This is a genomic window from Pseudomonas sp. Soil_N_39 (assembly GCF_057655955.1).
In genome coordinates this window covers 76,999-96,019 of record NZ_JBDGLI010000011.1, presented here as the reverse complement: position 1 = coordinate 96,019, position 19,021 = coordinate 76,999, and the positions used below count along the sequence as shown (strand labels likewise).

15 protein-coding genes are annotated in these 19,021 nt (G+C 63.3%); 5 read left to right on the top strand and 10 right to left on the bottom strand.

The window, feature by feature from the left end:
• From AC3A5O_RS17550 to AC3A5O_RS17535, 4 genes are all read right to left on the bottom strand, one after another.
• Window positions 1-4,569, bottom strand: a complete 4,569-nt coding sequence (locus AC3A5O_RS17550) for an alpha-2-macroglobulin family protein (RefSeq protein ID WP_487753525.1) — start codon at window positions 4,567-4,569, stop codon at window positions 1-3.
• A complete protein-coding gene (locus AC3A5O_RS17545; RefSeq protein WP_122566186.1) occupies window positions 4,566-5,225 on the bottom strand; it encodes a DUF1175 domain-containing protein in 660 nt (219 codons plus the stop codon). Before AC3A5O_RS17545 ends, AC3A5O_RS17550 begins: the two co-directional genes overlap by 4 nt.
• The gene (locus AC3A5O_RS17540; RefSeq protein WP_122566185.1) at window positions 5,210-6,919 is read right to left on the bottom strand and encodes a DUF2138 domain-containing protein; all 1,710 of its coding nucleotides are present in this window, start codon (window positions 6,917-6,919) and stop codon (window positions 5,210-5,212) included. The genes AC3A5O_RS17545 and AC3A5O_RS17540 overlap by 16 nt, the downstream gene beginning before the upstream one ends.
• Before the next feature lie 194 nt (window positions 6,920-7,113).
• A complete protein-coding gene (locus tag AC3A5O_RS17535; protein ID WP_122566203.1) occupies window positions 7,114-7,860 on the bottom strand; it encodes a YfaP family protein in 747 nt (248 codons plus the stop codon).
• A 310-nt stretch (window positions 7,861-8,170) separates the two neighbouring features.
• Between AC3A5O_RS17535 and AC3A5O_RS17530 the strand changes: the two genes are divergently transcribed.
• The 5 genes from AC3A5O_RS17530 (at window position 8,171) to AC3A5O_RS17510 (ending at window position 14,718) form a co-directional block, all read left to right on the top strand.
• Entirely contained in the window at window positions 8,171-9,307 is a 1,137-nt protein-coding gene (locus AC3A5O_RS17530) for a Fic family protein (protein WP_305468638.1), read from the top strand.
• A 245-nt stretch (window positions 9,308-9,552) separates the two neighbouring features.
• Complete coding sequence (locus tag AC3A5O_RS17525; RefSeq protein ID WP_003185917.1) at window positions 9,553-9,795, top strand: exodeoxyribonuclease VII small subunit; 243 nt, start codon at window positions 9,553-9,555, stop codon at window positions 9,793-9,795.
• A complete protein-coding gene (ispA, locus tag AC3A5O_RS17520) occupies window positions 9,792-10,679 on the top strand; it encodes a (2E,6E)-farnesyl diphosphate synthase (RefSeq protein ID WP_122566184.1) in 888 nt (295 codons plus the stop codon). Before AC3A5O_RS17525 ends, ispA begins: the two co-directional genes overlap by 4 nt.
• Before the next feature lie 114 nt (window positions 10,680-10,793).
• On the top strand, window positions 10,794-12,692 hold the full coding sequence (dxs, locus tag AC3A5O_RS17515) for a 1-deoxy-D-xylulose-5-phosphate synthase (protein WP_487753488.1): 1,899 nt from the start codon (window positions 10,794-10,796) through the stop codon (window positions 12,690-12,692).
• Between the two features lie 145 nt (window positions 12,693-12,837).
• Window positions 12,838-14,718, top strand: coding sequence for a TonB-dependent receptor domain-containing protein (locus AC3A5O_RS17510; RefSeq protein WP_487753487.1), 1,881 nt, complete (start codon window positions 12,838-12,840; stop codon window positions 14,716-14,718).
• A 137-nt stretch (window positions 14,719-14,855) separates the two neighbouring features.
• On the opposite strand, the gene AC3A5O_RS17505 is transcribed toward AC3A5O_RS17510, so the two are convergent.
• The 6 genes from AC3A5O_RS17505 to thiL form a co-directional block, all read right to left on the bottom strand.
• Entirely contained in the window at window positions 14,856-15,641 is a 786-nt protein-coding gene (locus AC3A5O_RS17505; protein ID WP_487753486.1) for a cobalamin-binding protein, read from the bottom strand.
• Window positions 15,641-16,060: an MFS transporter gene (locus AC3A5O_RS17500; RefSeq protein ID WP_305468642.1), complete on the bottom strand. Its 420-nt coding sequence runs from the start codon at window positions 16,058-16,060 to the stop codon at window positions 15,641-15,643. The genes AC3A5O_RS17505 and AC3A5O_RS17500 overlap by 1 nt, the downstream gene beginning before the upstream one ends.
• Window positions 16,057-16,674: a GTP cyclohydrolase II gene (gene ribA, locus AC3A5O_RS17495; protein WP_014340439.1), complete on the bottom strand. Its 618-nt coding sequence runs from the start codon at window positions 16,672-16,674 to the stop codon at window positions 16,057-16,059. Before ribA ends, AC3A5O_RS17500 begins: the two co-directional genes overlap by 4 nt.
• A gap of 109 nt (window positions 16,675-16,783) precedes the next feature.
• Window positions 16,784-17,542, bottom strand: a complete 759-nt coding sequence (locus AC3A5O_RS17490; RefSeq protein WP_354339386.1) for a substrate-binding periplasmic protein — start codon at window positions 17,540-17,542, stop codon at window positions 16,784-16,786.
• An 11-nt stretch (window positions 17,543-17,553) separates the two neighbouring features.
• Window positions 17,554-18,057 carry a phosphatidylglycerophosphatase A family protein gene (locus AC3A5O_RS17485; RefSeq protein ID WP_122566178.1) on the bottom strand — a complete coding sequence of 168 codons (504 nt, stop codon included), beginning with the start codon at window positions 18,055-18,057 and terminating at the stop codon, window positions 17,554-17,556.
• Window positions 18,054-19,019: a thiamine-phosphate kinase gene (gene thiL, locus AC3A5O_RS17480; protein ID WP_487753485.1), complete on the bottom strand. Its 966-nt coding sequence runs from the start codon at window positions 19,017-19,019 to the stop codon at window positions 18,054-18,056. The genes AC3A5O_RS17485 and thiL overlap by 4 nt, the downstream gene beginning before the upstream one ends.
• Window positions 19,020-19,021: the final 2 nt, after the last annotated feature.

The window sequence follows — 19,021 nt, the reverse complement described above, 5'->3', positions numbered from 1 at the left end:
TCAGTTGACCGTAACCTGACCAAGCGCCGGTTTCTGTTCCCGCGCCTGATTCTGCGGCGCGTATACCTGGGTGAAGCGCACCGGCGGCAAGGTGAACTGGCCCTTCTGGGAGAAGCGCACCAAGTGCCGCAGGCGCAGCTCGCCACTGAGGGCGTCCACCGGTACCGCATACGCCATCTGGCCGGACTCGAAGCGGGCCTTTTCCAGGGACGTCGGTTCGCTGTCGGCCTTGCCCATCAACTGGATGCCCCAGGTGGTGCGTTCCACATCTGCGCCCGGCGGCAGCGGCACTTCGAGCATGCCGTAGCGCAGTGGCGTCGAGGCCTTGCTGTTGATGATCACTTCATCCAGATAAAGGCTGTCGCTGGACAACGGTTTGTTGCCCACGGCTTCAAGCTTGAAGGTGAAGGCCTCATCGCCCGGCACCAGACGCGACAGGCGCCGGGTGATGGATACGGCCATCGGCGCTACGGGCGGTTGCTGGCTCTGGAAGCTCAGCGCCGCTTGCAGTGGACGCTCCTGTGCACCGGTCAACGTCAGCGTCGTTGGAAGCTGCGCACCTTGCCATTGCCAGTAGGTTTCACCGGTCGCACCCTGCTTGGCTGCCCAGCCTTCACCCGGCACCAGGGCCACGGCCGGCGCCGCCTGTTCGATGCTGCGCTGCAACCAGGTCAGGGCCAGGGCTCGTTCCAGGGTGGACTGCTGCGGCAGTACACGCTCCAGCAATGCACTGGCGCGAGCCTGATCGAAGTTTTGCAGCGACAGCAACAAAGCCTCAACGAACGGCTGGGAGCTGAGTTCCAGTTGCTGTTGCGCCGCATCGGCTTGACGGCTGAAGGCCGTCGGCAACGGCACCTTGGCCTGTTTCGCCAGGGACGCGGTCAGCACGCGGGCACTGGCCAGGCCAAGGGCCGAATCCGGCGCGTACATGACCAGGCTGTCTTCGCCGCTGTCCAGCACACTCTCGGTGCTGTCTTCACCGGCCTTCGCCAGGTCATCCATCAGGCCGCTGAGCAAAGTGTTCACCGGCAATTGCATCTGCTTGGCGAACGACAGGATCAGCGCCCGTTGCAGCAGCGGCGTATCACCGGCCTGCTTGGCGTAGACCTCCAGCACCCGCTGCCAGTGTTCCGGCGGCAGGTTCAGGTCCAGGGCCTTGCTGGCGTGCCAGTCGGCGTAATAGGCATAGGCGGTGAGGAAGGCATCCGGCTCACCGTCCTGACCCCACCAGGTGAAGCTCGCCGACGGTCCGGCCATCTGCACCAGGCGCAAGCGGCTGTTTTGCATGATCAACCGCAAGCGGTCGCGGATCTGCGGGTTCGACGCCAGGGTCGGATAAGCGATGCTCAGCGGCAACAGGCGGCTAGCGGTCTGCTCGACGCCACCGTAGGGGTAGCTCAGTAGGTCGTCGAGGGCCGAACGGAACAGCGCTTGCGGGCTGTCATCCAGGCGCAGACGAATATCGCTGGCGTCGGCCGGCAGGGTCAGCGGGGTGTCGCCGCTGGCCACGTCAAGACGCTGGCTCTGGGTGACTTGCCAACCGTTGCCGCTGGCGTTCAAGTGCATGGCCAGGGCGTCCTGGGTTTCGCCGTTCAACTGCAACTGCACGCTCAAGTCGCCACTGCTCAGTTCCATGGTCGGCAGCGGTACGTAGTTGATGCCGTTTTTCAGCTCCGCCGCCACGCGCTGTTCAGCGCCGGCGTAACGGATCAGCAGTTCGGCCTTCAGTGGTTTTTCAGACTGGCTGAAAGCGAACAGACCCAACTGCGGCTTATCGCCGGTGCGGAAACGGGTCGGGCCGCTCCACTTCAGGTACAGCGGTTTTTCCGAGGCGATGAACTGCTTCTTCTGGCCCACTTGGCCATCGTCGGCAATGGCCTTGGCGGTGATGCGCCAGCGGGTCAGGGAGTCGGGCATCTTGAAGGTAAAGCGCGCCTTACCATTGGCGTCGGTGACCAGCTCCGGTTGCCAGGCGGCGGTGTCGACGTCTTCACGCCGCGGCCGCTCGAGCACCTTGACCCCACGCTCGCTGCGGTTGGCCTTGCCCGGCGCGCCAGGGCTGCCTGGCAGCGCCACGTCGTAACTGATGAACGACAGGCTGGCACTGGTGCGCACGTTGTTGCGACGCGGGTGATAGAAGAACTGGTCGATGGTCGGCGCCACTTCCGGTTGCAGGGCGTAGACCATTTCGTCCACCACGCTGACCGTCAGGTGCGCCGGGATCGCCTTGCCGGCGAACTGGGTGCTCAGGTCCACGGTCACCGTGTCGCCCGGGCGGTAAGTAGCCTTGTCGGTGACGACAGCAACGTCGATCTGCGGCGTGACCACCTTGATGCCGGCGTTCTGGAAGCTGTACTGGCCGCCCTTGGTGTACAGCACCGAGAAGGTCAGGTTGGGTGCAAAGCTATCCTTCACGGCAATGCGCGCGCGGTATTGGGTGTCGCTGAGTTTTTCCATCTTCAGCCAGTCGCCGCCCTTGGACAGCAGCGCCGTGGCCTCGACCTTGTCTCGCTCCAGCGACAACAGCGCATCGCTGACCGGTTCCGGGAAGGTGATCAGTGCCAGCGCTTCGTCACCGGTCTTATATTCAGGCTTGTCGAAGACGATCTCGACCGTGCCCGGCACGGCCTTGATGCCTTCGCCGGTCACCGCATGGGCGGCGGCGCCGATGACTCGGCCGTGGTCGTCCTTGAGCGTCAGGTTGTAGGTGCCCGGGCGGTCGAAGGTCAGGCTGAAGCCCTTGTCCTTGGCCGCCAGCTTGCCTTCGCCGGTGCTCTGGTCTTCCAGGCGCACCCAGGCGTAGCTGCCCGGCGTCACGGCCTTGGCTTGTTCGTTGCCGCCTTCGTTGGCGTAGCTGAACGCCACCTTCTGGCCAACGGCGCTGAACCGCTGGGGAGCGCTCAGGCGGAAATTCGCCGCGCCACGGTCGATGAGGATTTCCTTGGTGGTCTTGACCCGATACGCCGCGCCATCGCTGGCGAACACAGTGAGGGTGTAGCGGCTCGGCTTGTCGGCGGCCGGCAGGTCGAGGATCGCGTTACCCTTGGCATCGGTGGTCACTTCGCTGCTGGTCAGTTCCACCGGGAATTGCCCCAGGTATTGCAGCTCGTTATCCACCATCGACAGTTGCTGGGCGCGCAGGCTCAGGCTCACCTTGGCATTCACCACCGGCTTGCCGTCCGGGTAGAGCAACACGAGGCTGCCCTTGACCGGCTCGCCGGTACGGTAGTCCTGCTTGGCCAGGTTCAGGGCGATCTCGAAGTGCGGCTTGATGTATTCGGCCACGCGGAAGGCGCTGCTGTAGAGCTGGTCCTTGTAGCTGAAGCGCAATTCATAGCCGCCGGCCACGGCGTTTTCCGGCAGTTGGAAACGGCCTTGGGTGCCGGCCTTGGAATCCAGCTTCAGGGCCAGGGTTTGCAGCGCGGTGCCAGTGGCGTCCAGCACGCTGACATTGACGTCGGCGGCAGTCGGTTGCACCGAGTCACGGGCGTTCTTGAACTCACGGCCAACGATTTTCAGCGACACCCAATCCCCCGGCCGGTACAGCGGCCGGTCGGTGAAGGCGTAGAGCTTGGTGTCGTAGATTTCGCTGTCGTAGTAGAAGTTTTCCGAGACAAATACCCCGCCCTCCTCGTCTTCACCGATGACGAACGAACGCTCCGGACTGACGTGCTTGAGGCGCAGCAGGCCGTCTTCATCGGTGGCACCGCTGCTCATCACGCCCAGGCCGTCGGTCCACAGCACGTTGACCTTGGGCACCGAACGCCCTTCATGCTTGCGTGCGGCCCAGACCAGCAATTCATCGCCGGCAATTTTGCTCACGGCCACGGTGTTGGAGACGAAGACCATGGTGGTTGCGCGGTATTTGCCGATCAGCGCTTCCACCAGGTACAGGCCTGGCTTCAACTGGCCCAGCGGCACATAGACGTTGCCCGGCGCGACGCTGACGAAGTCACTGGACGAGCCGGCCAGATTGACGCCGGCCGGCGGCTGGATCGGCTTGGCCTGCCACAGCGGATAACGGAACTGGCTGACCACCGGCAAACCCGGGATCAAGGCGAACTGTGCCGGAGCGTCGTACGGGGTCGGCGCCACCAGGGCGTTGCCGACCTTCAATTCCGGCACTTCTTCGGTGACTTGCTGGCGGGACTCGTAGGAGAACGCCCGTTGCATCACTCGACGGGACTTGCGGTACCAGTTGTCCCACAGGTACGCGAGGGTGTTCGACAGGCCTTCACCCTTGAACTGGCCGTCGCTGACCACGCGGTGCAGGTTCTTCTGGCGCTTGAGGAAATCCAGCGGCTTGTCGATGCGATAGACGCGGATGTCGGCGCCGCCGTAGGGTTCCATGCGGAACCGACGGTAGTCGCGGCCCGGCGCTTCGAGGCGAACCATGGCCTGCTCGTCGCTGGCAAAGCTGCTGTCGGCCAGCAGGAAAAAGCTTTCACCGGACACCGGCGTGTAGCCGCTGGGCTCCACCGTGTCTTCGGCATTCACGACAGGTGCCAGCAACAGGGCAAACAGCAGGGGCAATTTTGAACACAAGCGCAGCATGCGGGCACCGGTCATTGGGAGAGAAAGTTGAGTCGATAGACGCCGATGAAGTTGGGGTTGGCTGCGTCGGGTATCCATCGGGTGTCCTTCCAGTTCATGAGTTGTTGCAGGCTTGCGGAGCGCATGCCGTTGTCGGTAGGGGTTGTGGTGCCGGTGTGATAGGCGATGTAGCGGCCCATCCAGATCATCAGGTGCTGGTCGTCGCCCTGATCGAAGAACATCAGGTCGCCAGGACGGGCCTGGGCGACATCGCGGCCCACCAGGCGACTGTTGAACTGGATCAGCTTGATGGCGTTGACGTAGGGCCCGACCTTGCCGCCGCCCTGCTGCCATTGCTGGGCGAGGCGCCGTTGCCCATCGCTGAGCGGCAGTTCGGGCGGCAGGTAGCGATTGGACAGGCCGTTGCTGCGCAGCCATTTTTCATCGTGGACCTTGAGCGCTTCGTTGGCGGCGAAACGCACCAGCCCGGCGCAGTCCTGCTGGTACCAGCGCGGGCTCGGGCCTTTGGTCAGTTGTTCCTGGGCGATGCGCACGAACCAGGCGCGAAAGACCTGGGATTGCTGCACGTCCAGCGCCGGCGCCTCGACGGCAAGCGCAGGCCCGCCGAGCAGCAACGCCAGCAGCAGCGTCAACGCGGGGTTGCGGATCAGTGCTGTCACAGCGCTTTCCATTCCAGCGGCAGCCACTGCCAATGGCCATCCGGCTCGCTGCCTTCAGGCAAGGTCAGGGCGTATTTGCCGTAGCCGCCGAGGGTGCGCAGTTTCGGGATCAGATAGGTTTGCGCGGCGTTGTAGAACACCGGTTCCATGTCCTGGGGCAAGCTGTCGAGGGTTTCGCGCTGCATCAGTTGCGCCATGGAATCCGGGCCGAAGTAGACCGGCATGAGCAGGTCCTTTGGCACTACGTCGGCCATGGGCGGGAAGCGTTTGTCGAGGGTGCCGAGAGCCTTGTCCACCAATTTGTCATCGAGGGAGAACAGCAATGTGGAACCGTGGCGTGCCAGGCTGACTCGCAGGAACGCTTTGCCGGTAATTGCTTCGGGCTGCTCCGCTTCCTTGGCCAGGTAAGGGCCGAAATTGGAGCTGACCTGCCGCAGCCACTGGTGGGTCGAGCCTTGTTGTTTTTCGACCACCGGGAAGGCATGTTCGGCGACATTGTTTTCATAGGCGCCGACCATCGAACCGAACAGGTTGCCCAAGTCAGCGTCGAGCTTGCCATCGTCCTCATTCAGGCTCGCCACCAACAGCGGCGTGTACAGGCGCGAATCGGCGTACCAGCACAGGCCTGCGGCGCCGGCCACATGGTCGACCATGGCCTGGGCGGCTTTGTCGTCGGCGCCGAGTCTGACCAGCAACGGTTTCTGTTGCTCGGCGGCCAGGGGCAAGGCTACACAGGCACTGGCACCCATGGGCATGGCTTGCCAGATCGGCTTGAAGTCGAAGTCCGGCTGGTTTTCCAGCTCGTCCATGGCCAGGAAGCTGTGCCAGCCCTTGTCGTCCATGTCGAAACGCAAACCGGCGAAGTTCGGGATGAAACGCTGGTAGCCCATGGCGAGCACGCTGGCGTTGACCGAGATGCGCTGCTTGACCTCCGGCGCCTTGGGCGGCAGGCCGAAGGCTTCGGGGAACAGCTTTTCCCCGGCCAGCAGCGCCTCAAGGGCTTGGGTCGAGACCATGCCACGTTCGTCGGTAGGGCCATTGCCTTTGTCGTAGAGCTTGGTCGGGTTGGACAGCACGACCAGTTTGTCGCCGTGGGAGGCGAAGACCAGGGATTTGCTGGCGTTATAGCTGAGCTGATACAGCGCGACTTCGTCGCCGCCCACCTTCAGGTCGCCGAGTTTGCTCAATTGGGTGTCATCCAGTGCGACTTTCGCCAGCGGTTCCAGCATCTTCGCCAGGCCGCCGCGATCCATCACCAACAGGAAATCCTTGAGGCGACCGTCCGCACCGCGCCACAGCGCGACATCGGCCGGCTGGTCGAAAAGCGCTTCGATCAGGCTGTCCTGCAGCTTGAGGTCATGCTCGTAGATGATCCGGCGCAGGCTGCCGATCAGCCCGAGGCGGTCGGCGTGGGCCTCGTAATAGAAGACGAAATCCTCGGTTAGCGTGGCCTTGAGGAACGGCACCGCCAACAGATCCTTGGGCAACTGGCTCAGGGAATGGGCCTCAAGCAAGCCGTCGGGGCGGCTCAGGCCGAGTTTGTCCAACGCCAACTCCATGGGCGGCGCCTTGGGCTTGGTCATGAACCAACCCAACCCGGCGGCCACACCGGCGACCAGGCACAGCCCGATCAGTATCGCCGGCCAGCGGCGCACAGGTTTGGCGACAGGTGTCGGCGTGGTCGGGGAAGCAGTGTTGTCGCTCATATTCACAAGGGCCTGTTCATCCGTGGTGTGGATACCTAGTGTCCTGTATCACAAATACTGTTCATTTTTGACGGTGTCTGTTGCCGTCATGCTGCGTTGCCACTCCTCGCCATAGCGGGCTATGACTCGTCGCGGCGCCTTGCCTGACGACAACAGCCACTCGTCAAAAAAGAACGTATTTGCGAAACAGGACACTAGTAGTTGAAAGTCTTGACCAGCAACAAATCGCCAATGGCGCGCAGGGGCACGACAAAGGTCTCGCGTTTTTCATCGACGGTGTTTTCGTTGAGCACCAGGTTGATCTGCGAGGTGATCACCTCGTTCTGGTTGCTGCTCTCATCAAAGTTGTAGCCGCCGCTGCCGTAGTTGCCCCAATAGTTCACGTAGACCAGGTAGGTGCCGTGCATCGGCGCGGTCATGGTGAACATTTCCGGGCCGGGGCCGTCGACGCCATCCGGGTCGAGGCCACCACCGTTGGTCAGCGCCGGCCGGCCGAAGAACGCATGTTGGCCGTCGGGGGTGACGATATGCAGGTCGAGCTCGGCCTTGGGGTCGTCCCAGCCCAGCACCACGCGGATCTGCGCCGGGGTGCGCAGGTTGTTGGCTTCATAGAATTGCACGCGCTTGAGGGACTGGCCTTCGGAGCTGCGCACCTCGACGCTGTTGGAGCCGGCGCCGAACGCATACGGCCGGGCGAAACGCCCCTCGTCGTCGGTATAGAGATTCAGTGGATTGCCGTTGACCGCCAGGCTATGGGGCTGGCGAGCCGTACCCATGTCTTTGATCCGGCCCTCGATCATCGTGCGGTTGCGCTGCACGCCCCGGTCGATGGGCGGGGTGGGATAGGCGACCTGCGGGTTTTCCGTGCGATCGAGCAAGCCACTGTAGCGCCAGCCACCGACCGGTTCCGACAGCTCGGCCGAAGGCTCGGCCCACGCCATCGGCGCGCCAAGCAACACGATCAATAAAGAAAGAAAACGCACGTATGCCTCCTGCCATGCACAACGCAACCCGGCGCCCTTCCTCGGCGCTGCTTGTCATTATTCGGGTTTCGTCTGAACGCCCCGTTACAAGGGGCCGTAGATGGCGCGAAGAGTAGCTATTCGGCGGATTTTCCACAATCGGGGAACGCTCGATTCTGTGTGGGAAATCACGTACTGAAGGGTGCGTGAGCCGAATCGAGGATTTATTCGGCTCACCAAATGAGCCGAATAGCGTTATTATTCGGCTTATTCATCTTTGGATAGGCGCATGGCATTCCATTGGATCTGGCAACAGCCCGACTGGCCCGGTTTTTACTGGCAAGCTGAAACATTGGCACCGCTGCTTCGCGAATGCGTGCAGACCCAGGGTCAATTGCTCGGTATGGCCGGCGCGGTCACGACTTCGCTCAGCGCCCAGAACGAACTGGATGCCTTGCTGCAAAACATCGTGACCTCCTCGGCTATCGAAGGAGAGCAATTGAATGTCGGCTCGGTGCGCTCTTCCCTGGCCCGGCGCCTGGGCCTCGAACAAGGCAATGACACGCCGGTCAGCCAACGCAGCGAAGGCTTGGCGAACCTGTTGCTGGACGCGACCCGGCACTTTAACCAGCCCCTGACCATCGAGCGCTTGCTGGAATGGCACGAGTGGTTGTTTCCTGATCAAACGAGCCACCTTGCCCATCGGCAGATCCGCGTAGGTGCGTTGCGCGGTGACGAACCGATGCAAGTGGTCTCAGGTCGACTGGACCGACCTACCGTTCACTTCGAGGCGCCGCCTCGCCAGGGCCTTGAACAGCAATTGCAAACGTTCGTCGACTGGTTCGAGGCCAGCCGTCATCAGGCCGAGCTCGATCCGTTGTTGCGTGCCGGTATTGCTCACTTCTGGTTTGTCACCCTGCATCCGTTCGACGATGGCAATGGTCGCCTGACTCGTACCCTGACCGACCTGGCACTGGCCCAGGGCGAAGCCCAAGCGATCCGTTTCTATGCCATGTCGGTGAGTATCCTGGAAGACCGCGCCGGCTATTACCGAATCCTCGAAAGCAGTCAGAAAGCCACACTTGATATCACGGCCTGGTTGATCTGGTTCCTGCAGACCCTGTTGCGCAGCCTGCACAAAGCGATGACGCAGATCGAAAGCGTGTTGGGTAAGACGCGGTTCTGGCAAGCCCATCGCGCTTCGGCACTCACGCCTGAACAGACCAAAGTGCTGAATCGGTTGCTCGATGGCGGTGAAAAGGGGTTCGAACAGGGGATCAACGCCGCTCAATACCAAGCCGTGGCCAAGGTCTCCAAGGCGACGGCCACCCGGCATCTGACGGAGCTGCTGGAGAAAGGCTGCCTGGAGCGGATGCCTGGCGGCGGGCGCAGCACGCGGTACCGCATAAATTATCCAGACGCATAAGATCTTTGTGGCGAGGGGATTTATCCCCGCTGGGTTGCGAAGCAGCCCTAAAAGCTAACACCTCGGTGTGTCAGATGGAGTGAGTACTCAGCTTTGGGGTCGCTTCGCAACCCAACGGGGATAAATCCCCTCGCCACAGACTCTCGGCTCCTCGCTGATAGGGGGTAGCCTGGCGCCCTGATTTGCCCGAACACCCCATGTCTGCTAGTGTCGCGCCGGTTTAACAGTCAACCGGAATAGCCGCCATGGCCCGCAAAAAAGCTGCACTGGATTTCGAACAATCTCTGGCCGACCTGCAAACGCTGGTCGAACGGTTGGAGAACGGCGAATTGTCGCTGGAAGACTCGCTGACCGCCTTCGAGCAGGGTATCGGCTTGACTCGCGACTGCCAGGCGGCGCTGGCCCAGGCCGAGCAGAAGGTGCAATTGCTGCTCGAGCGCGACGGTGAGCTGACCGAAGAGCCTTTCGACGCGGAACAACCTGAATGATCGGCGCCTATCAGGCCAGCAGCCAGGCCCGGGTCAATGCTGCACTGGATACCTTGTTCAGCGCGCCGAGCCCGGAACTGGCGCGCCTGTACGAAGCCATGCGCTACAGCGTGATGAACGGCGGCAAGCGTGTGCGGCCGCTGTTGGCCTACGCCGCGTGCGAAGCCTTGGGCGGCCAGGCCGAACAGGCCAACGGCGCCGCCTGTGCGGTGGAGCTGATCCATGCGTATTCGCTGGTGCACGACGATTTGCCGGCCATGGACGATGATGACCTGCGTCGCGGCCAGCCCACCACCCACAAGCAATTCGACGAAGCCTGCGCGATCCTGGCTGGCGACGGCCTGCAGAGCCTGGCCTTCAGCGCCCTGCTGGACCCGGCCCTGAGCGATTGCCCGGCGCAGATCCGCCTGGACATGGTCAGCGCCCTGGCGCTGGCGGCCGGCCCCGCCGGAATGGTCGGCGGCCAGGCCATCGACCTCGGTTCGGTGGGCCTTAAACTGGACCAGAGCGCCCTGGAATACATGCATCGGCACAAGACCGGCGCCTTGATCGAGGCCAGCGTCAAACTCGGCGCCCTGGCCAGCGGCCGGGCCACGCCCGCCCAGTTGCAAGCCTTGCAGACCTACGCCCGGGCCATCGGCCTGGCGTTCCAGGTGCAGGACGACATCCTCGACGTCGAAAGCGATACCCAGACCCTCGGTAAACGCCAGGGCGCCGATATCGCGCGGGACAAGCCGACCTACCCGGCCCTGCTCGGCCTCGACGCCGCGAAAGCCTACGCCCTGGAGTTGCGCGATCAGGCCCTGGCCGCGCTGCGACCCTTTGACGCGGCGGCCGAACCGTTGCGCGACTTGGCGCGATATATCGTCGAACGCCGCAGTTGATACGGGGTCAACCTCTTTAGACTGCGTATCGGCCAAGTTCCGGCCAACGCGTGGGCAGCTTGCGATGCATAAGGTAAACTGCCGCCTCTTTCTATACCTATAACGATTCGCCTGATGCCCACGACGTTTCAAGAGATTCCCCGCAAGCGCCCGACCACGCCCCTGCTGGACCGCGCCAACACGCCGGACGGCCTGCGTCGCCTGGGTGAAGCCGAGCTGGAAACCCTGGCCGATGAGTTGCGCCTGGAACTGCTCTACACGGTCGGCCAGACCGGTGGGCACTTCGGCGCGGGCCTGGGCGTCATCGAGCTGACGATCGCGCTGCATTACGTGTTCGACACCCCGGACGACCGGCTGGTGTGGGACGTCGGGCACCAGGCCTACCCGCACAAGATCCTCACTGATCGTCGCGCGCGCATGGGCACGCTGCGCCAGAAGGACGGCATCGCCGCCTTCCCGCGCCGCTCCGAGAGCGAATACGACACCTTTGGCGTCGGCCACTCCAGCACCTCCATCAGCGCCGCCCTGGGCATGGCCATTGCCGCCCGTCTGCAAAACAGCGAGCGCAAGGCCATTGCCGTGATCGGCGACGGCGCACTAACCGCCGGCATGGCCTTCGAAGCGCTGAACCACGCGCCGGAAGTCAACGCCAACATGCTGGTGATCCTCAACGACAACGACATGTCGATCTCGCGCAATGTCGGTGGGTTGTCCAACTACCTGGCGAAGATCCTCTCCAGCCGCACCTACGCCAGCATGCGCGAAGGCAGCAAAAAGGTGTTGTCGCGCCTGCCCGGCGCCTGGGAAATCGCCCGGCGCACCGAAGAGTACGCCAAGGGCATGTTGGTCCCCGGCACGCTGTTCGAAGAACTGGGCTGGAACTACATTGGCCCCATTGACGGCCATGACCTGCCCACGTTGATCGCCACCCTGCGCAACATGCGCGACCTCAAGGGCCCGCAGTTCCTGCACGTGGTCACCAAGAAAGGCAAAGGCTTCGCCCCGGCGGAGGTCGACCCGATCGGCTACCACGCCATCACCAAGCTCGAACCCCTGGACGCTCCGGCGGCCGCGCCGAAAAAGGCCGGCGGACCGAAGTATTCCGGCGTCTTTGGCCAATGGCTGTGCGACATGGCCGCCGCCGACCCACGCCTGGTGGGCATCACCCCGGCGATGAAGGAAGGCTCGGACCTGGTGGCGTTCAGCGAACGTTACCCGCAACGCTATTTCGACGTCGCGATTGCCGAGCAGCACGCCGTGACCCTCGCCGCCGGCATGGCCTGCGAAGGCGCCAAGCCGGTGGTGGCGATCTATTCGACCTTCCTGCAACGGGCCTACGACCAGTTGATCCATGACGTGGCGGTGCAGAACCTCGACGTGCTGTTCGCCATCGACCGCGCCGGCCTGGTGGGCGAAGACGGCCCGACCCACGCCGGCAGCTTCGACCTGTCGTTCCTGCGTTGCATCCCCGGCATGCTGGTGATGACCCCGAGCGATGAAAACGAACTGCGCAAGATGCTCACCACCGGTCACCTGTTCAATGGCCCGGCGGCGGTGCGCTACCCCCGTGGCACCGGTCCGAATGCGACCCTCTCGACCGACCTCGAACCCATCGAGATCGGCAAGGGCGTGATCCGCCGCCAGGGCAAGCAAACCGCCCTGCTGGTATTCGGCGTGCAACTGGCCGAGGCCTTGAAAGTCGCCGATACCCTGGACGCCACCGTGGTGGACATGCGTTTCGTCAAACCCTTGGACGAAGCCCTGGTGCGCGAGATGGCCGGCAGCCATGACCTGCTGGTGACCATCGAGGAAAACGCCGTCATGGGCGGCGCCGGCGCGGCGGTCAGCGAGTTCCTGGCCCGGGAGAACATCCTCAAGTCGGTGCTGCACCTGGGCCTGCCGGACAGCTACGTCGAACACGCCAAGCCGGCGCAGATGCTGGCCGAATGCGGGTTGGATGAGGCAGGGATCGAAGCGGCGGTGCGGCTGCGGTTGCAGTTGTTGGGCCTGTAAGTTCAGCCAACACAAGCCCCTGTGGGAGCGAGCTTGCTCGCGATAGCGGTGCATCAGCCAATGGATTAATTGACTGATCTGCCGCCATCGCGAGCAAGCTCGCTCCCACAAGGGTTTGTGCAGACCAGAAATGTCCGGAACACCCATGAAACTGCGCCTCGCCCTCACCCTTTCCCTACTGCCCACCCCCGACCTGCTGGCCGACACCTTCGAACGCGACCAGGCCTTGAAGCTGCCCGACATCGTGATCAGCGCCAACCGCCAGGTCGAGGCCCGCAACGACAGCAGTGCCGCCAACACCGTGTTCACCCGCGACGACATCGACCGCTTGCAGCCGGCCAGTGTCACGGACTTGCTCAGCCGTGTGCCGGGGGTGCAAGTGGCGCCGTTGGGTGGGCGCGGCAGTCTGCCGGGGATTTACATTCGTGGGACCAAATCGGCCCAGAGCCTGGTGCTGGTGGACGGCCAGCGCATCGGCAACGCCACCTCCGGCGACAGCAACCTGCAACGCCTGAACATCAACCAGATCGAACGGGTGGAAGTGCTGCGCGGCTCGCGCTCGGTGATCTACGGTGCCGACGCGGTCGGTGGGGTGATCCAGATTTTCACCCGGCGCGGCAACACGCAAGGCCTGCAACCGCGCCTGCATGTGGGTGTCGGCAGCCACCAGACCTGGGAGCGCAGCTTGGGCCTGTCCGGCGGCGACGAGCAGACCCGCTTCAACCTCGGCGCCAGCCTCGACGACAGCGCCGGGGCCAATCGAACCCATGAGTCCTACGCCAGCGACCGCGACGACGATGCCAACCGCAACCGGTCCTTCAGCCTGAGCCTGAGTCATGCCGTCAGCGACGACTTGGAAATTGGCCTGAACCTGCTGGATAACCGCGGCAAAAGCGAATACGACAACCCGTTCGGCCGCTTCGACCCGAGCACCTTCGAATCCCTGCCCCAACAACCTTACAGCGAGTTTGCGGTGAGCAGCTTCAGCACCTATGTAGACGGGCGAATCAACGACACTTGGAAATCCCGCCTGGAACTGGGCCATAGCGAGAACCGCGAAAAGACCTTCGACAAGCTCAGCGACGTCCGTGAGGTGTTCAACACCTACCGCGACTCCGCGACCTGGCAGAACGACGTGACGCTGGACGAGCGCAACAGCCTGATCGTCGGCGGCGACTGGTATCAGGACCGGGTCAACAGCAGCACGCCGTTCGATGAAGACAGCCGCTGGAACCGTGCCGCGTTTATCCAGCACCGCTTCCAGGCCGAAACCTTCTCCACCGAACTGGGCCTGCGTCGCGACCAGAACCAGCAATTTGGCGGCCAGAACAGTTGGAGCGGCACCCTCACCGTGCCGATCAACCCGGACAACGACCTGTTGCTGACCTACAGCGAGAGCTTCCGCGCACCGACGTTCAACGACCTGTACTACCCGGACTTCAGCAACCCTGACCTGAAACCCGAGACGGCCAAGAGCTACGAACTGCAATGGCGCAGCCAGCTGAGCGACAGCGCCCGCCTGGAAACCTCGCTGTACCGCACCGACCTGGAGGACGCGATCATTTTTGGCCGCGACTCGCGCCCGCAGAACGTCGCCTCGGCGCGGATCAACGGCTTTGAAATGGCCTACCTGCAGGATGTGTTCGGCTGGCAGGGCAATCTGGCCCTGGCCATCATCGACCCGCGCGATCGCGACAGCGGCCACACCCTGGCCCGCCGCGCCCGACGGACCTTGAGCCTGGACCTGGACCGGCAATTCGACCGACTTGGCCTGGGCGCCACCTGGCAAGCGGTCAGCGGCAGCTACGACGATGAAGACAACCGCAATGCCCTGGGCGGCTATGCCTTGCTCGGGTTGCGTGGCAGTTGGGCGTTGACCCGGGAGGTGAAGCTGGAGATGAAGGTGGATAACCTGCTGGACAAGGGTTACAGCCGGGCATTGTATAGCCACGACGGAGCGCAATATGGGTATCAGGAGGAGGGTCGGGCGTGGTTGTTCGGGGTGACTTGGACTCCGGAACTCTGAGCCAGGATCTGTGGTGTTTGGGCTGGCCTCATCGCGAGCAAGCTCGCTCCCACAGGGGTTCTGTGGTGGATACAAAATCGGCGTTCAACACACATCCCTGTGGGAGCGAGCTTGCTCGCGATTACAGGCGCCGCGGTCTACCTGTCTGGCGCAATCAACTCGCACAACCGTGCCGTCGCCTCGATCATCTGCCCGCTGGGCCGCTCCAGGCCCTTGTCATTGACCAACAACAACCGCCCCTGCGCCACCGGCCAGGCTTTCCAGGCATCGAGCTGCGCTTGTTCCGTGGCCAGGATGACTTGCGGGTTGCGTTGCAGCACCGCTTCCACACTCACCTGCGGTGCCGGCAGGCTCAGGTCGGCAAAAACGTTGCGCGCCCCGCACACCGTCAGCGCATCGCTGATGATCTGCCCGCCACCAACGGTGTACAGCGGCCGGTCCCAGACCTGGTAGAACACCGGCAACAGCGGGTCCCGTCGATAGCGCTGGCGTAACGCCTCAAGCCGCACGCGCAACTGCGCCGCTCGTTGCATGCCCCGTTCCGGGCGGCCGAGCTGGTTGGCGATGGCTTCGATTTGGGTAATGAGTTGGTCGAGGCTGCGGGGCTCGGCGACATGGATGGGGATGCCCAGGCCCTTGAGTTGCTCGCGCTGGGCCGGGCCTACACTGCCAGGCCAGAGCAGGAGCAGATCGGGCTTGAGGCTGAGCAAGCGCTCCATGTCCAGTTGCCCGTAACGGCCTACCGAGGGCACGTCCTTAAGCGCCGGCGGGCGATCACCGCCATCCAGCACGCCCACCAACAGGTCGGCGGAACCCAGTTCAACGACGATCTCCGACAGCGACGGTGCGAGACTGACCACCCGCGTGGCCGCCATCGTCGAGGCGCTGACGGCCAGCAGCAAGACCGCCAGCCAGCGGCTCATCAGCCGAGTTGACGCGGGATGCGGTACAGGTAGAACAACACGGTGGTCGACAACGCCAGCAGCATCAACGGCACCGCTTCCAGGCCCACGAACACCGCCAGGGCGCCGACCCAGGCCGGCAGCCCGGCCACCAGGAAGGCGGCGCGGCGACGGGCCGCCAGGTCGATCCAGGCCTGTGGCTCTTCAGGGGTGTCGAGGGCTTTCTGGGTGGCGATCAAGGCCTGTTTATACGGCCCGAAGAATCGCAGGCTGACAAACATCGATGCCACGCCAGCAATGAACAACGGCATCGCCAGCACCGGCAGAATCGCTTCGCCCTGGCCGAACACCGCATTGATCACAAACAGTGGCAGCAAGGCCAGGGCCAGGTATTTCCACCAACTGACCGACAGCCGCCGCCGGACCTGACCGCGCGTCACGCCCGGTCAACCTCGCCTTGGTGCTCGTTACCCATCATGTGGTCGAGCTTGCTGGCCTTGGTCGCCAGGTAGAGTTTGTTGTGGGGGTTGTGACCGGTGTGCAGCGGCACACGCTCGGCCACCACGATGCCCATGTCGGTCAACGCCTTGACCTTGCGTGGATTGTTGGTCATCAAGCGCAACGACTTCACGCCCAGATGCTCCAGCATCGGCAGGCAGATGCTGTAGTCACGCAGGTCGGCGGCAAAGCCCAGGCGTTCGTTGGCTTCCACGGTATCGGCGCCGCCATCTTGCAGCTCATAGGCGCGGATCTTGTTCAGCAGGCCAATGCCACGGCCTTCTTGGCGTAGGTACAGCAACACGCCACGGCCTTCGCGAGCGATGGCCTGCAGCGCGGCCTCGAGTTGCGAACCGCAATCGCAGCGCTGGCTGAACAGGGCGTCGCCGGTCAGGCATTCGGAATGCAGGCGGCCGAGTACCGGGCTACCGTCGGCGAAATCACCCAGGCTCAACACGACGTGCTCGCGGCCGGTGGCTTCATCGAGAAAACCATGCATGGTGAATTGCGCAAAGGGCGTTGGCAGCTTGGAAGCGGCAACAAAAACGACAGGCACCGGTGTGCTCCTGATCTAGTACTGGAGATTCGCAGAGGCGGGCATTGTAACAGCACGATCCGACCGACGCTTAGGCTGAATTATCGCTGATGATCATCGATAAGTTTGATTACGGCTTCGGTGGCTTGCCGTGCTCATCAAAGGGATAGGGTTGCTTCCAGTGTTCGAAAATCGGTTTCAACTGACCGCCCTTCACCAGCACTTCCATGCGTCGGTCGAACAGTGCACGCAACGTACGCCCGTTTTCATTGTTGGCGAAGCCCAGGTACAGCGGCAAGTTGATCAGCGGCGAGAGCTTGAATTGCTTGGGATCCTCGGCCTTGGCCAGCACTTCCTCGATTTCCATTGACGCATCGATGTAAAAATCCGCTCGCTCATGAATCAGCATCGGCAAGATCCCCACCGACCGGTGGATCTCATTGAAACGCCGGATGTTGGGCAGGTAGTTGTTGTATTCGTACCCGCGCATCCATACCAGCCGATAGTTGCCAATCGTCGCCAGGGTGGGCGTCGGTTTGGAGGCCAGCCCCAGGGCATAGATGTGATCGACGTCGTAGTGCCACTTCGGGTAGAGCACGCCTTCGGACTCATCCCGATAGGCGCCGACCTGCACATCGACCTCGCCGCGCTGCACCAACCCGATCGAGCGGGTGTAGGGCACGCTGCGGATCTCCAGCCTGATGCCTTCAGGCTCGAACACCGCGCGCAAGATGTCCCAGCCCATGCCCTGGCCATCGGCCTGGGTGTAATCGGCCCACTCCTCGCTGGCCGCGCGGACCTTATCGGGCAGTGGCGCCGACTCGGCCGCCCCTGCCCCCACACAGGCCCCTAAACACAGCAACAGCAGTAGTGCGCGGCTTACGCCCATGCCTGGCTCCTTCAGGTGAAACTCCACACCAATCCTTGCATTGCCAGCCAGGCGAAAACCCCGGCCAATACATCATCGAGCATGATTCCGACACCTCCGTGCACATGCCGGTCGATCCAGCGGATCGGCCATGGCTTGAGGATATCGAAGAAACGGAACACCAGAAAACCCGTCAGCAACCAATACCAACCTTCCGGTACCAGCCACAAGGTGATCCACATGCCGACCATTTCGTCCCAGACGATGCCTTCATGATCGTGCACCCGCAGGTCGTCCGCCACTTTGCCACACAGCCAGAAGCCAAACAGCATGGTGATGCCGAGCATCAACCAGTAGCCCCAGTCCGGCAACATCTGCCACAACGGTATGAAGGGTAGCGCAACCAGCGAGCCCCAGGTGCCCGGTGCTTTCGGCAAAGTGCCCGAACCGAAGCCAAATGCCAGGAAATGCCAAGGATTGCGCCAGACCGAAGGCGGAACGAACTCTGCCGGGACCTGGTTGGGATGATCTGTCACGGTGTCTCCCGAAAATGTTGATAGCCCCGTATTTGCGGGGTGATGTCGTGCCCGCCGCTGTCGATCAGCGTGACGCCCTGCCCGGCCAGCACGCTGCCGATCACGTGGATCGGCCAGCCTTCGGCCTGCAACGCCGACAATCGGCTCGGTGGCACGGCGAACAACAGCACGTAATCGTCACCGCCGCTCAGGGCGGCCTGCGTGGCCTCCGTACGACCAAAAAACGTCACCAGAGCGTTGGACAGCGGCAGTCGGTCACGTTCAACCTGTAATGCCACCCCGGACGCCAAGGCGATATGCCCGCAATCAGCCAGCAGGCCATCGGAAATGTCCATCGCCGCGCTGGCCTTGCCCCGCAACGCCAGGCCCAAGGCGACTTGGGGTCGTGGCGACCAATAATGAGCCAGCAGCGGTTCGGCAAGCGCAGGTTCGGCGCGACGCTGGCCGAGCACCAACGGCAAGGCACCGGCGGCATTGCCCAGCTCGCCGCCGACACACAGCAGGTCGCCGGGTTGCGCGCCGCTGCGGGTCAGGGCCTGGCCGGACGGCACATGGCCGAACACGGTCAGGGTCAGGGTCAGCGACCCACGGGTGGTGTCCCCTCCCACCAGCACCACGCCACAGGCCTGGGCCATCTGGTTCAAACCGCAGGCATAGGCTTGCAGCCAATCGGCGGTCACCGTCGGCAAGGTCAGGGCAAGGGTAAAGGCCAAAGGCTTGGCGCCCATGGCGGCCAGGTCGCTGACCGCCACGGCCAGCGAGCGCTGGCCGAGCAGGAACGGGTCGCACGGGTCCGGAAAATGTACACCGGCCACGAGCGTGTCGGTGGAGACCGCCAACTGCTCCCCGGGAGGAACGGCCAGCAGGGCACAGTCGTCGCCGATCCCCAGTGCAACGCCCTCGCCGCCCTGCGCGCACGGCGCGGCGGCGAAGTAATTACGGATCAGCTCGAACTCACCCATGC